Consider the following 14558-nt stretch of genomic DNA (forward strand, 5'->3'; position numbering starts at 1 on the left):
AATTAATTAACAAAACTCGGTTTAGGGCACTGAAAAGTGCCCTTTCGAAGGGGGATGCCCTAAATTGAGTGCTTACAAAATAATTTAATTATTAATCAAAAATATTGCTCTATATGCGCTATGATACCAGGAAAGGAATTACAGCCATACAATGAGTGCTTACAGATATTCCAAACAATGTTCTTATGATTTATTTTAACTACGATTATCCTAAAATGAAGATAAAACATCTAAATGGAGAATAAGAAAGTATTTTATGTTGTAACAACAATCCCTTCATCGTTACATTTTTTTAAGGGGCAATTGTCATATTTAAGTAATGATTTTGACGTGGTTGCTATTTCATCTGATAGATATGCTCTTGAACAATTCGGCAATAAAGAGGGTATTAAAACTTATTGTATTCCGATGAAAAGGGCAATCTCTCTTTGGGATGATTTTGGAAGCTTAATAAGGTTTCTTGTTTTTTTCAGAAGAACGAGTCCTGACATTGTTCATGGAAATACTCCTAAAGCTAGTTTTTTGTCAATGGTAGCAGCTAAACTGACTGGTGTATCTACAAGAATTTACATGTGTCATGGACTTAGGTATCAAGGATATAGTGGGCCAATGCGATCTTTATTAAAAATAATGGAGCGTATCTCTTGTTATTGTTCAACAACGGTTCTTTGTGTTAGTAATGGGGTGAAAAAGACATTAATAGCCGATAGGATATGTAAGGCTTCTAAATTGAAAGTTGTAGGGAATGGGAGTGTTAATGGCATTGATATTGAAAAGTTTTGCCGGAAGAATGTTCCGATGGAAAGCCTATCAACAATGATGAAAGTGAAAAAGGATTTTATTTTTTGTTTTGTTGGTAGAATTGTGACAGACAAAGGGGTGAACGAGCTGATTGCTGCATTTAAGCAGTTGGTTGGTTTATATAATGATATAAAATTAGTGATAGTAGGCTCATTTGAGGACAGTGGAAATTCTGTGGCAACGATTACTAGATCAGAAATAGAATCAAATCCTAACATTTGTTATTTAGGAAAACAGAAAGATGTCAGACCGTTTATGTGTATGTCAGATGTTTTTGTTTTACCGTCATATAGAGAGGGATTTGGCATGGTTCTTATGGAAGCTGGTGCATTGGAAGTTCCATGTATTACAACAGATATAAGTGGTTGTAACGAAATAATTCAAGATGGTGTAAATGGTAGAATTATTCCTTCACGTAATGAGGGCGCTTTATATGATGCCATGAAATGGTTTTATGAACATCGGGATGATGAAGTGAAAGAAATGGCAAGGTGTGCTCGCCATATGATTATTGAACGCTACGAACAGCAGAAGGTTTGGAAGGCATTTCTGGAAGAGTACCGTTCTTTAGAAAAATAAGGTATAGTTGTTCTAATATTCAAATTACGAATGTATTCTCATTTTTTTAAGAGAGTGATTGATTTCATTCTGGTCTTTATTGTATTGGTTGTTATCTGGCCCATTTTATTACTTATTACTATTGGGTTGCATTTTGCCAATAAAGGTGCAGGGGCATTCTTTACTCAGGAGCGCCCGGGAAAGGATGGAAAGATATTCCGTGTGATAAAGTTTAAAAGTATGACGGATGAACGGGATGCAGAAGGCAAATTATTGCCGGATGCTAAACGATTGACTCATGTGGGTAAATTTGTTCGTGCCACTAGTATTGATGAGCTTCCGCAATTGATTAATGTTTTGAAAGGGGATATGGCATTGATTGGTCCAAGACCTTTATTGCCGGAATATCTGCCTTTATATAATGAAGAACAAGCGCGTCGTCACGAGGTTAGACCTGGTATCACAGGATGGGCGCAGTGCCACGGGCGTAATGCTATTAGCTGGACTGAAAAGTTTAAATTAGATGTGTGGTATGTAGATCATTGTTCGCTACTGACCGATTTAAAAATAATTTTTATTACCATTAAATCTGTACTGAAGAGAGAAGGAATTTCATCTGCTACATCGGTAACAATGGAGAAATTTAATGGTCACAATTAACAGATAATAAGTCATGAAAGATTTGGGTATATATTGTGCAGGTGGTTTTGGCCGTGAAATATATTGTTTGATTTTTAAGACTCTAAAATCTCCTGATTGGAATTTTGTCGGATTTTTTGATGATGGAGTGGATAAAGGCAAACAACTTCAGTATGGCGATTGCATAGGAGGTATGGATGAATTAAACTCTTGGAAAACTCCAATAGATATCGTAATTGCTAATGGCAATCCCCAAATGCTAAAGAAAATAAGTGAAGGTATTACCAATCCATTGATAGATTATCCGAATATCATTCATCCTTCTTGTACGTTTGCAGATGACGAGACAATAAGTTTAGGTAAAGGGAATATATTTTGTTTAGATTGTCATCTTAGTTGCAATGTATCTATGGGTAATTTCAATATAATGAATGGACATATCAGCTTCGGGCATGAAGTCATTGTCGGTAACTGTAATGCTTTTATGCCTGGAGCAAGAATTTCTGGTGGTGTTACTGTTGGAGATGGCAACCTTTTTGGAGCCATGTCATTTGTAGTGCAATATAATAGGATTGGTTCAGGCGTTAACTTAGGTCCGGGTGGCATTCTCCTCACAAAACCTAAAAATGAGTCAACCTATATAGGCAATCCTGCAAAATTATTCAAATTTTAAGCACAGATTTATATATGATTCGTATAAGTAAGCCGATTGTTAGAGAAGTGGATAGAAAGGTCTTTTTAGTTTCGTATATGTCTGATAATAAAAGTAAAACGGAAGTAAATCCTAATGGGGAAGAAGTATTCTATGCGACAACCAAAGATTATGGACAGTATCTCACGAATGAATCTTCTGATTGTTTCGTTGTAGGTATCCTACTGATGGCAATTAAATTGGGGCAAGATATTGAGTGCGATACAATTTCTGAAAAACTTTATTATAATCTTGTGCATACAGTAATACCAATATTGGCTCAGATATATGGTGGAAAAGAAATAAAAATTCATTGTAAGCATTTGTCTAATCAAAATTATCAAGCAAAAGCAGTGGCTACCGGTTGCTCACTTGGCGTGGATAGCTTCTCAACTATAATTGACCATATTGGAACTGATTGTTCTCCATCGTATAGGCTTACTCATTTCACCTATTTCAATGTAGGTGCTCACGGAGATAAGAATTTGGATAAAGTAAAAGAGTCGTATGACAATGACTTTAAACTAGTGGACGCATATGCGAAAACGAAGAAAATTCCGGTAGTAGCTGTTGAATCAAATATCTCAAAACTCTATGAAGGCTTTGATTTTAATCAGTGTGCATTGATTAGAAATATGAGTGTGGTTTTGAGTATGCAGAAGCTTTTTCGCAGATACATCTATGCAAGTTCGTTTCATATAAGGGATACGAGTTTTTCGAATAAAGATATGCATTATCAATCGCCATTTTTACTTCCGGCATTATCCACTGAGACAACAGAGTTAATAAATGGTGATCCATGTCTTGATAGAGTAAACAAAACAAGAAAAATTGCAGACTTTGAGGATACTTACAAATATCTCTATGTTTGTTGGAAAGAACTTATTGCTAATGATGGACTTAATGAAGACATTGCAAAAGTGAAAGATGAGTTTTTGAATTGTACTCGATGTGATAAATGCCTGCGTACCATTCTAACGCTTGATATTTTGGGGAAGAAAGAGAAATATCACAATATTTTTGATTTAAAATATTATGATAAATCAAAAGACCTCTATGTAGGAAAAGTGATTGCCTATAAAAGAAGGGAAACCTATTATCAAGAGATATATCAATTGATGAAAGAGACAGATTTCCCCATTACATTAAAAGCCAGAATATATACGTTTATGTGGACTATATATAAAGTAATAGGTTTTGGTGTAAACTACAGATGGTTAAGAAAAATAGTTGGTAAATGTTAGAACATTCAATAATAATCATTCAAAATTGTACCATAATGAAATTAAATGAATTTATCGAGAATTTTGCAAATCAGTTTGACGATACTGATGTAAGTGAAATCACGGCTGCAACAGAATTTAAGGCTCTTGACGAGTGGAGTTCTCTTGTTGCTCTTAGCATCATTGCAATGGTTGATGAGGAGTATGACGTTACCATTAAGGGTGACGATATTCGCAACTCAAAGACCATTGAAGACTTGTTTAATGTAGTCGCAAGTAAGGCTTAGGTCTTATGGCTTATTTGAAAGTAGAGAATGTTAGGATCACTGGCATATCGGCTGGTGTTCCTAAACATGCCGAAGGTTCTGTTTCTACTACTGATAAGTATGGTGCTGAAGACTTCGTACAAACTACTGGTATCAAGGAGAAACGTTATGATGAACGATTGACAACTTCTGACCTTGGCCTCCCTGCTGCTGAAAAGTTGATTGCAGATCTGGGGTGGGACAAGAAAGAAATTGGTGCATTGGTTTTCGTGTCCCAGACTCCTGACTACATTCTTCCTGCAACTGCGTGTATTCTGCAAGCTAAATTGGGATTAGAGCGTAGTTGTATGGCAATGGATATCAATCTTGGTTGTTCTGGCTGGGTGTATGGATTGTCCGTATTATCCAGTTTAATGCAGACAGGGAATATTAAAAAAGCAATCCTGCTGGCTGGTGATGCTCGTAAACAAGCAAAAGAAGAGCTGGATCAACTCTTTGGTTATGCTTGTACAGCTACGGCATTGGAATACAGTAAGGAGGCAAAACCATTCTATTTTGATTTGGGAACTGATGGTACTGGTTATGATGCGATTATTCGCCCGGGTGGTGGTTGCAGAAACCAGTTTAATGAAGATTCTTTAAAGCTTGAGTTGTGTGAAGATGGGCGTAAGCGCCATGCTATACAGACTCGCATGAAGGGTATGGATGTATTTGCTTTTGGTATTACGACAGCGCCAAAGAGCATAAAGAAGCTGACAGCTAACTATGAGATGGATTACACATCTTTTGATTATGTGATTTTGCATCAAGCTAATTACAAAATGACAGAAACAATCCGTAAAAAGTTGAAATTGGATGCTGAAAAGATGCCATATAGTATGCTCCATTTTGGAAATACATCATCGGCATCGATTCCCTTGACGATTGTTACCCAATTGAAAGGTAAAATTGAAGATAAGCCTACCAAAATAATTGGTTGTGCATTTGGTGTAGGCCTTAGTTGGGGTACGGTTGCTTTTGAGACAGAACATTTATTAATATCTGAATTAGTAGAAGTATAATGGTAGAGTTTAATCCTTTTGCTCTCAAGCGAAAAACAATTCTTGTTGTTGGCGCTTCTTCTGGTATTGGAAGAGAGATAGCTATTGAATGTTCAAAAATGGGCGGTAAGATAGTTGTCTGTGCTCGCAGTGAGGAAAATCTAAAGTCTGTTTTGGATGAGATGGATGGAAACGGTAATACTTATATAACTGCTGATATAACCAATCAGGAAGATTTGACGAAGTTGGTCAGTGATATGCCTGTTATAGATGGTTTAGTAATCTCAGCAGGTATCGGTGGAACTTTGGCTCTTCAATTTGCAACGCGAGAGAAGTTCGATAGAATTTTCAATCTGAATTTTTTTGCAGCGGTAGAACTTACTCGATTGATTTATAAAAAGAAAAAAATCAATAAAGGAGGGAGCATAGTATATATTTCATCCATTGCAGGCAATAATCGAATCACTCCGGGTAATGTAATTTATGGTTGCGCAAAAGCTGCATTGAGTACATACATGCGCTATGCTGCTATTGAATTTGCTGGAAGAAAAGTGAGGGTAAACACCATCAATCCGGGTATGACTAATACAAATCTTATTAATTCCAGTGGGGCGCTCTCTGATGAAGATTATCAAAAAGACATGGAAACCTATCCTTTGAAACGGTATGGTGAAGTGCAGGATATAGCTCCCGCAGCAATATATTTACTGAGTGATGCTTCTTCCTGGGTTACAGGATGCCAATTCGTTATAGATGGTGGAGTAACAACTAAATAAATTATTATGGACTATAAAGAGAGAATTAAAGAAATAATTGCCGATACATTGGGCATTGATATTGAACGAATTACTGATGATTTGGCCGCCGGTGATATTGAGGAGTGGGATTCGGTCGGGAATCTGACTATTATATCAACTATTGAGGAAGAATTGGAAGTTGATATTCCTATTGAGGACCTCTATGAACTCAACAACATAAAAGCAATAGTTGAAGAAATAATAAAACTTAAGAATGAGTGATATTTCGCATAGCTGTTTGTTGCAAGCCATAGTTGAGCATGCGGAACATATGCCTGATAAAATTGCACTGGTATGTGATGCTAAAGAGATTAGCTATAAACAGCTTAAAAATAGCATTTGGCTGGCTTCTGATTATCTTGATACTCTAAGCCTTCGTAAAGGAGACAGTATCATCATTACAGCACGGAAAGAACCAGAGTTTGTTTATCTATATTTCGGTGCCCATTTGAGGGGCATTGTGAATGTGGTGGTTGATCCTGCTTCGACACAAGATAAACTCTTATTCATCTCGAATACTGTAAAGCCAAAGTGCATTTTCGGTCTTCCTAAGTTTGTGTTTGATGGGGCTAAGAATATTGCTATAGATAGTCTGGAGCTTTCTGGTGAAGCTAAGGATACTAAGAATCCTTCATTGGATAAGGATGACATAGCGGACATCATGTTCACCACTGGTACGACGAGCGATCCTAAAGCTGTCTGCTTATCGCATTATAACATAGCCTCTTCGGCAAGGAACATTAACGGATTCATTGGCAATAGTGCTGATGAACGTGAAGTATTGGGATTGCCACTGAGCCATTCGTTTGGTCTTGGCCGTCTTCGTTGTTCACTCCTCAAAGGTGCAACCCTGATATTAGTAGGGAACTTTGCCAATCTAAAGGTCTTTTTTGAAGCTATGGAAAAGTATAAGGCTACAGGATTCGGCATGGTACCAGCTGTTTGGGAATATATAACTAAGTTGAGTGGAAATCGTATAGCACAGTTTGCTGATAGTCTTCGTTATATCGAGATAGGGAGTGCCCCTATGTCTATCGAGGCAAAGCAACGATTGATTGGCTTGTTCCCCAACACGCGCATCTGTATGCACTATGGATTGACTGAAGCCTCGCGTTCGTTCTTCATGGAATTCCATCAGTACAAGGACAATCTGGATACTATTGGGATGCCTACATCCGAAGAGGTGGAAGCGAAAATTATGAATGATAATGGCACAGAAATGCCTACGGGACAGCAGGGTGAGATTTGCGTAAGGGGTAATATGGTGATGAGCCGTTATTTGCTTGATAAGGACAATGCGGCGGCATTCTTCGGGGATTATTTTCGCACAGGGGACTTTGGTTTCAAAAATGAAAACGGACTCTACTATATGGTTGGTCGCAAAAAAGAATTAATCAACATTGGAGGAAAGAAAATCAGCCCGCTGACTATCGAAGAAGCTATTAAAAGTCTTGGTGTAATAGACTGTGCTGTGGTTCCAGTCAAAGATCCTAAAGGTATTCTTGGCGAAGTGCCTAAAGCTTTTATTCAGAAGATGGGCTGCCAACTCTCCTTTGACGAAATCAGGCACGGTCTTAGCGGATTGCTTGAACCTTATGAAATTCCAACAGAGTATGAATTTATTGCGCGCATTCCGAAGACTGCAACAGGGAAAGTGCAACGATTATCACTCATTAAATAAGATTATGTCTGCATTAACAGTTAATAATGTAAGGGTAGCAGGTTTATCGGCTTGTGTACCTGAGAAGGTTGAAGAAAATCTTACTTTGTCAATTTTTGAAAATGAAGAAGAGGCCAAAAAGATTATTGCGTCAACCGGTATAGAGAGGAAGCATGTGGTTGATTCTGGTACAACGGCATCTGACTTGACAGTTGTAGCTGTTGAGAAGATGATTGCAGAATTGGGTTGGGAAAAAGAAAGTCTTGACTTGTTGGTATATGTTTGCCAATCACGTGACTATATAGCTCCTATGACTTCTTGCATTCTTCAAGATAGATTAGGGTTAAGTAAAGGCTGCTGCGTGATGGATGTACCTCTTGGTTGCTGTGGTTTCGTAAATGGTATGAGTATTGCTGCTTCTATGCTCTCTCATGGCGGTTTAAAACGTGGTTTGATGATAAATGCAGAGACTAACTCTACTAACCGGAATAAAAGGGATAGAACTGTTCGTCCTCTGTTTGCTGATGCTGCAACAGTAACGGCTCTGGAATACGATGTGAATGCAAAGCCCATGAATTTTACATTCGGAGTAGATGGTAGCGGTATTTCTGCCATTTATACCAAGTATGGTGGTATGCGTTATCCTATTACTCCAGAAACATTACAGGAAAAAGAGGTTGAACCTGGCATTATTCGTAAGGGTAATGATATGGTTGTCAATGGCATGGATGTTTTTTCATTTGCTATTAAGGTTCCTCCTCGTGCCCTAAAGGAATGTATTGCTCAGTATAATATCAATGTTGATACTATTGATCTTTTGCTGTTGCATCAGGCAAATAAATTCATTGATGAAAAAATTCGTAAAAGTATAAAAATTCCCGCGGAAAAATGTCCGTATTGCCTAGCGGACTATGGTAACGTTACATGTGCATCAATTCCTCTAACTCTCGTGACTCAGTGTAAGGAACGGCTTCATAACAACGCCAACCATATTCTAGCCTGCGGTTTTGGGGTGGGGCTTCAGTGGGGATGTATGGAATTCAATATTGATAACATTGTTTGTACTGATGTACAAATATATAAGTCAAAATAATCATGTTAGAAAATGCACGTTTCCATCATATAGGCTTTGCCGTAAATGATATAGAAAAAGTTAAGCCAGAGTATGTAGCTGGAGGGTATGTTGTTTCTGAAACTGTAATTGAACCCATCCAGAAAGTTTATGTAGCCTACGCCTGCAGAGAAGGATTTCCTACTGTTGAACTTCTTCAACCGTTGGATGAGACTTCTCCTATAGTGAAAATATTAGCAAAAAATGGTCCTACACCGTATCATATATGCTATGCGGTAGATGATATTGACGAAGCTATGCAAGAACTCCGTGCACGTAAGTTCATGCCTTTGGCGAAACCTATACCTGGTCATGGACTGGATGATGCTTTGATGGTATTTATGTTTAAAAAAAATGTTGGATTGGTGCAGTTGGCACAAATTAAAGAATAGTGTCATGGAAAAATTTATCAATACAAAAAAAGAACAATTCTTAGGCTTTGATTTTTTAAAGAATCATACACTGCCTTCACGTGATGTTTTTGACTATAGAGTACATAAGAAGGAGTATTCTGAGTATTTTGCACAATATGGTTTTCAGGTTTCAATGGTATATGCTGATTTCTATTCAAGGATGTGGTGCTCTGATTATAATGATAGGTATATGTCGGATGATGTGTATTACTATTATGTTATTCCTTGCTTGAATCGTTTCGATTTCATCAATTCCTATATGGATAAAAATGGTTATGACAGACTATTCCCTGATATTAAGAAACCTTCCATTCTGATGAAGAATATTAATGGTAGATTCTTTAGCCCTGATGATATGCCTATTTCTACAGAAGAAGCTGTTAAACTGGTACTTGCAACTGATTTGGATTGTATAATCAAGCCATCCATTGATTCAGGTTCAGGTAAGAATGTGAAATTGGTTCGGAAGGAAGAAATTGATACAGCGAAAGTCAAGGATTTGTTTGAGACATATAAATGGGATTTCAATATTCAGAAACGGCTTGAACAAAGTGCAACATTGAAGAAACTGAACGAGTCGTCACTGAACACGCTTAGAATTTATACTTATCGTACTTTAGCTGGAGAATATGTACTATTGGTATCAGTCGTTCGATTTGGAGGTAAAGGTGCGTTTAATGATAATGCATCGACAGGTGGTGGTTTCTGCCATGTTTATGATGATGGTAGTCTCGATCAGCGTGTTCTTCGCTATCACACACTTGATAAACCTACATTGAAAGAATTCTTAGGATTTGAAAGCCTTACTATACCGAATTATGATAGAGTGATGAAATTCGTGTTTGATTTGCATCGTCGTCTGCCCTATTTCGATTTGGTCGGGTGGGATATTGCACTTGATGTAAATAATGAGCCGGTTTTCATAGAGATGAATCTAACTGCAGAATCAGGATTTGCACAGATGAATGGTGGACCTCTTTTTGGAAAATATTTGGATGAAGTGATGGAGAGAGTCTCTAAAGTTCATAAAGACTATCGCAATAGCGTAGAGATGAAATTTGAGAATGGTTCAAGACTTATGATGAAAGTATGATTAAATTGAGTTTTCTTGGAGACATCATGTGTTTGAAAGCACAGAATGATGCCGTAATGAAGAAACATGGTGAGTATAGATATGATGGGTATCTGTCTGGTTTGGCACCTCTGTTGAAGGATTCTAATTATGTGATTGCCAATTTGGAATCACCCATCATGCGTTCCCCTTATACTCAAGATAATATCACTCAATCAGATGTATGCTTTGCTACTCCTTCTTCGTTATTGGATGAGGTGAAAGCGGCTGGTATTGATTTTGTAGCGACCTGCAATAACCATTGTTTGGATAGAGGGGTAGATGGCTTGTCTGAGACATTGCGTTGTATTAAAGCTGCTGGCATTGATTGTTCTGGTAGTTATCTTACAGTAGGAGATAGTGAAAAAGTATTTGTTAAGCAAGTCGGTACTCTGAAGGTAGCTGTTATATGCTGTACTTTTGGAACCAATTCGCAACTGAATGGGGTATTTCTCAATGAGGATGAACAGTGGAGAATTGATTTGACCAAGAAACAACAGAAATTATTGAAGTTGGAATTTAAAACATCAGGAGAGGGAAAATCTATAGAAAAATATATTTCTGATGATGTCTCACCTGCTGCTATTACCAATTCAAAAAATCAAGTTTTTCTTGAAAGGGTTCTTGAAAAGGTTCATAAAGCAAAAGAAGTGGCAGATATTGTCGTGGCTTATCCTCATGTTGGAGGACAATATAATCCATCTCCAGGTTTCTATACCAGATTTATTATTGATAGTCTAAAAGAGGCCGGTGCTGATATTATTGTAGCTAACCACCCTCATACTTCACTACGCTGTGAACGTTTGGATAATGGTGTATTCTGCGCTTATGCCCTTGGGAATTTAGCATTTACTCCCGATGTCGGCTTCTTTCTTGATAATGTTTTAGCTGAATTTGGTATAGTTCTTCACTCTTATTGGGATGAATCAACTAAACGGCTTATTAAGTTAACTTTCAACGTAACTCGTTGCATGATAGGAGAAGATGGAATCACTCGCGTTGTAGAAGTCTCTGAACTTTACAACCGTTTGACGAATAAATCTGAGCGTGAACGACTCATGATTGATAATGAATCTGTTGTCAACCGTTTTGCTGGATGGGCAAAATCGTTTGAACCATATAAAGAATACGTAATATTTTAACTGCATAATTATATGGATATGCAATATGTAAAATTAAATAATGGCATTGAAATGCCGCAAGTTGGTCTAGGAACGTTTCTTATACCGAAGGATAAGCTAGAAGATACTTTGATAAAAGCTTATGATATGGGTTACAGGCAGTTTGATACAGCTTGGAGATATTATAATGAGGCTGATATTGCCCGGATTTTCAAGAAACATGGTATTAAGCGTGAAGATGTGTTTATTACTACAAAAGTAAATATTGATGCGTTTTACTATGGGGGATATAAGTATGGAATTCATAGAATTCTTAACCGAAGAAATAATGTCAGTATCGAACAAGCTATTCTAAAATCTTTTGATAACCTTGATACGGAATATATAGACTTATTTTTGATTCATAATCCTTGGAAAATATTCATGGATATGTGGGAGGTTCTTGAGAAATTCTATAAAGAGGGAAGAATCAGGGCAATTGGAGTTTCCAATTTTCTGCAGCCACATATTGAAGCTTTGAGTGAGATTTCGGATGTTGTTCCTGCTGTAAATCAGATAGAAATTAGTCCATTAAACGCTCAGATTGAATTAACAAAATACTGTCAGGATAGAGGAATTGCAGTTGAAGCTATGTCGACATTCAGTCATTTTCGTTCAGTAGAGCCAAGACTGGAGATTATCGAGCATCCTTTGATTTTGGCAATCGCAAAAAAACATGGTAAGAGCACCGTTCAAGTAGTCCTACGGTGGCTTGTCCAAAGAGGTATTATTGTGATTCCTAAGACTTGGAATATGGTTCATTTGAAAGAAAATATTTCGATTTTAGATTTTGAACTAAGTGTTGATGAAATGGCTGAGATAACTTCTTTGAATAAGGGTAGGTATTTGAACTATAATCCATTTGTCGCACAAAGAGGGCTGCCTAAAAAATATAGGAACTGGGAAGGGTTTAAGAATCCTGATAATTTCACGGATATGTTCAATAATTTTCCAGCATGGAGAAAATGGTTATCAATCTATTGATGATATAATTTGAAGGCATTGAAGATTGTGCTGATAATCGGTGATTCAATATTTTTAATATAATGTTAACTGTAAAATCCATTGTCAATACTATTCTAGAATCAAAAACATATATTCTTGAAGTTGATAGATTGGATTTTTGGATTGTGGACCCTGGAGATGTTGAAAAAATTATGGAGATTGTGGATAAAGACAGAGTGCTGAAAGGGATTTTACTGACACATATTCACTACGATCATATCTATGGATTGCCTGCTTTAGTACGGATATTTCCCAGTGCAATAATCTATACTAATGAAGCTGGTATAAAAGCTTTGGCTTCTGTAAAACTGAATCTATCGAAATACTATGGTACCCCAATGGTATATTGGGGAGAAAATATTAAAGTTGTTCGTGAAGAAGATTCCATTACTCTACTAGATGGGATAAATGTAAAGGCAATAGAAACACCGGGGCATAGTCCAACTTGTATTACTTATCTTGTAGGGAACTATGTTTTTTCAGGAGATTCATATATACCGGGATATAATGTTGTAACGAATCTTCCCAATGGTAATAAAAAGGAGGCGGATAAATCGAAAGCACGAATAATTCGATTGGCTGAGTCTCGGATATTATGTCCAGGACATCTTGAGAAAGTAACCCTTGCTAAAAAAGAAGCAATTATATAGTTTTAGATATGAAACGGTTTTGGAAAAAGCTCTGTAAAATCCTTGTTTTTTTGCTAATTCCATATTATGTAAAAAGAGAGATATCTTCATAATATTCATTGCACTTCTTTGAAAAGAAATTCATTTATAACTTTATGGACAAACGAATATATCTTTGCCTCGCCCACATGAGCGGCAAGGAGATGGGCTTCATACAAGAAGCCTTTGATACCAACTGGGTTGTTCCTCTCGGACCGAACGTGAATGCCTTCGAGCAGGATTTGGAACGCTTCATTGGGCGGAATAAAAAGGTGGTGGCTTTAAGTGCCGGTACTGCTGCTGTGCATCTGGCCCTGCTTGCTTGCGGAGTTGCTCAAGGTGATGAAGTGATAGTACAGAGCTTCACTTTTTGTGCCTCTTCCCATCCGGTGACCTACCTTGGTGCCACTCCGGTATTCGTGGATTCTGAGGCTGATACATGGAACATGGACCCGGTTCTTCTGGAGCAGGCTATTAGGGATCGTATCGACAAGACCGGTCGGAAGCCCAAAGCGATTGTTCCGGTGGCTTTGTATGGGATGCCCTACAAGATAGACCAAATCATGTCGGTGGCAGATAAATATGATATTCCGGTCATAGAGGATGCCGCCGAAGGCTTTGGAAGCAAGTTTGACGGGCAAGTCCTCGGAACTTTTGGCAAATACGGCGTGCTTTCCTTCAATGGCAACAAGATGATAACCACCAGCGGTGGCGGTGCTTTGATTTGCCCTGATGAGGAGTCTAAGAAAGAGATTATGTTCTATGCTACCCAGGCCCGTGAGTCCTATCCCTACTACCAGCATGAGCGTATAGGCTATAATTATAGGATGAGTAATATTTGTGCAGGTATCGGTCGCGGCCAGATGACGGTGGTGGATGAGCACATAGCGCACCATAAACATCTGTGCGGTCTGTATCGTAAGTTGTTGGCCGATGTGGAGGGAATCACGCTTCATGAGAATCCTTCCGGACGTTATGACAGCAACTATTGGCTGAACACGGTACTACTTGACGGGAATCTGCATGTGAGAGGTGAGGAGGATGCCTACCGTGAGACAGTAAAAGGCGCCGTAGGTGGTGCCGCCGGTGTTACGCATGAGTCAGTGAGTGCCCATACTTCTTGTGAGCCTAACCGTAATGTAGAGGCCATGCGTGTTTGCTTGGATAAAGCCGGTATCGAGAGCCGTCCCTTATGGAAGCCCATGCATCTCCAGCCGGTTTATTCGGCTAATCCTGCCTATGTTAATGGTGTCAGTGAGGGCTTGTTCAAACGTGGTCTTTGCTTGCCGAGTGGTCCTTATGTGACGGATGAGGATATGAGATACATAGTAGATGAAATGAAGAAGTGTATATTGTAGAGATGCTCTTTGTTGATTTATAATACTTTATCACTTTTCTCAGAAAAACTACTCCCA

General features: G+C 38.0%; 16 protein-coding genes. All 16 read left to right on the forward strand.

The annotated features are described in order from the left end of the window. Positions 1-234: 234 nt before the first annotated feature. Positions 235-1380 (forward strand): glycosyltransferase family 4 protein, encoded by a 1146-nt coding sequence (locus ACESTD_RS14525; protein ID WP_195657486.1) that lies wholly within the window; start codon positions 235-237, stop codon positions 1378-1380. A gap of 30 nt (positions 1381-1410) precedes the next feature. Further along, positions 1411-2019 (forward strand): sugar transferase, encoded by a 609-nt coding sequence (locus tag ACESTD_RS14530; RefSeq protein ID WP_195288613.1) that lies wholly within the window; start codon positions 1411-1413, stop codon positions 2017-2019. A gap of 13 nt (positions 2020-2032) precedes the next feature. Then, the gene (locus tag ACESTD_RS14535; protein WP_057089492.1) at positions 2033-2671 is read left to right on the forward strand and encodes a hypothetical protein; all 639 of its coding nucleotides are present in this window, start codon (positions 2033-2035) and stop codon (positions 2669-2671) included. Between the two features lie 14 nt (positions 2672-2685). Continuing rightward, entirely contained in the window at positions 2686-3933 is a 1248-nt protein-coding gene (locus tag ACESTD_RS14540; protein ID WP_118274440.1) for a hypothetical protein, read from the forward strand. 35 nt (positions 3934-3968) lie between these two features. Beyond that, on the forward strand, positions 3969-4199 hold the full coding sequence (locus ACESTD_RS14545; protein WP_057089543.1) for an acyl carrier protein: 231 nt from the start codon (positions 3969-3971) through the stop codon (positions 4197-4199). 5 nt (positions 4200-4204) lie between these two features. After that, positions 4205-5239: a 3-oxoacyl-ACP synthase III family protein gene (locus tag ACESTD_RS14550; RefSeq protein WP_057256425.1), complete on the forward strand. Its 1035-nt coding sequence runs from the start codon at positions 4205-4207 to the stop codon at positions 5237-5239. After that, positions 5239-5994, forward strand: coding sequence for an SDR family NAD(P)-dependent oxidoreductase (locus tag ACESTD_RS14555; protein WP_057089495.1), 756 nt, complete (start codon positions 5239-5241; stop codon positions 5992-5994). Before ACESTD_RS14550 ends, ACESTD_RS14555 begins: the two co-directional genes overlap by 1 nt. A 6-nt stretch (positions 5995-6000) precedes the next feature. Continuing rightward, on the forward strand, positions 6001-6237 hold the full coding sequence (locus ACESTD_RS14560; protein ID WP_057089496.1) for an acyl carrier protein: 237 nt from the start codon (positions 6001-6003) through the stop codon (positions 6235-6237). Beyond that, positions 6230-7696 (forward strand): class I adenylate-forming enzyme family protein, encoded by a 1467-nt coding sequence (locus ACESTD_RS14565; RefSeq protein WP_057089497.1) that lies wholly within the window; start codon positions 6230-6232, stop codon positions 7694-7696. Before ACESTD_RS14560 ends, ACESTD_RS14565 begins: the two co-directional genes overlap by 8 nt. Before the next feature lie 4 nt (positions 7697-7700). Then, entirely contained in the window at positions 7701-8768 is a 1068-nt protein-coding gene (locus ACESTD_RS14570; protein WP_057256424.1) for a ketoacyl-ACP synthase III, read from the forward strand. A gap of 2 nt (positions 8769-8770) precedes the next feature. Beyond that, complete coding sequence (locus ACESTD_RS14575) at positions 8771-9178, forward strand: VOC family protein (RefSeq protein WP_057089499.1); 408 nt, start codon at positions 8771-8773, stop codon at positions 9176-9178. A 4-nt stretch (positions 9179-9182) separates the two neighbouring features. Continuing rightward, positions 9183-10292, forward strand: coding sequence for a sugar-transfer associated ATP-grasp domain-containing protein (locus tag ACESTD_RS14580; protein ID WP_057089500.1), 1110 nt, complete (start codon positions 9183-9185; stop codon positions 10290-10292). Continuing rightward, a complete protein-coding gene (locus tag ACESTD_RS14585; protein WP_057089501.1) occupies positions 10289-11452 on the forward strand; it encodes a CapA family protein in 1164 nt (387 codons plus the stop codon). Before ACESTD_RS14580 ends, ACESTD_RS14585 begins: the two co-directional genes overlap by 4 nt. Positions 11453-11464: 12 nt before the next feature. Continuing rightward, on the forward strand, positions 11465-12454 hold the full coding sequence (locus tag ACESTD_RS14590) for an aldo/keto reductase (protein ID WP_229079566.1): 990 nt from the start codon (positions 11465-11467) through the stop codon (positions 12452-12454). 62 nt (positions 12455-12516) lie between these two features. After that, positions 12517-13125: an MBL fold metallo-hydrolase gene (locus tag ACESTD_RS14595; RefSeq protein ID WP_057089502.1), complete on the forward strand. Its 609-nt coding sequence runs from the start codon at positions 12517-12519 to the stop codon at positions 13123-13125. 134 nt (positions 13126-13259) lie between these two features. Continuing rightward, entirely contained in the window at positions 13260-14501 is a 1242-nt protein-coding gene (locus ACESTD_RS14600; protein WP_195288615.1) for a DegT/DnrJ/EryC1/StrS aminotransferase family protein, read from the forward strand. The last annotated feature ends 57 nt before the right edge of the window (positions 14502-14558 follow it).

The sequence above is a fragment of the Bacteroides sp. AR20 genome (assembly GCF_964250605.1).
Lineage (GTDB): Bacteria > Bacteroidota > Bacteroidia > Bacteroidales > Bacteroidaceae > Bacteroides > Bacteroides uniformis.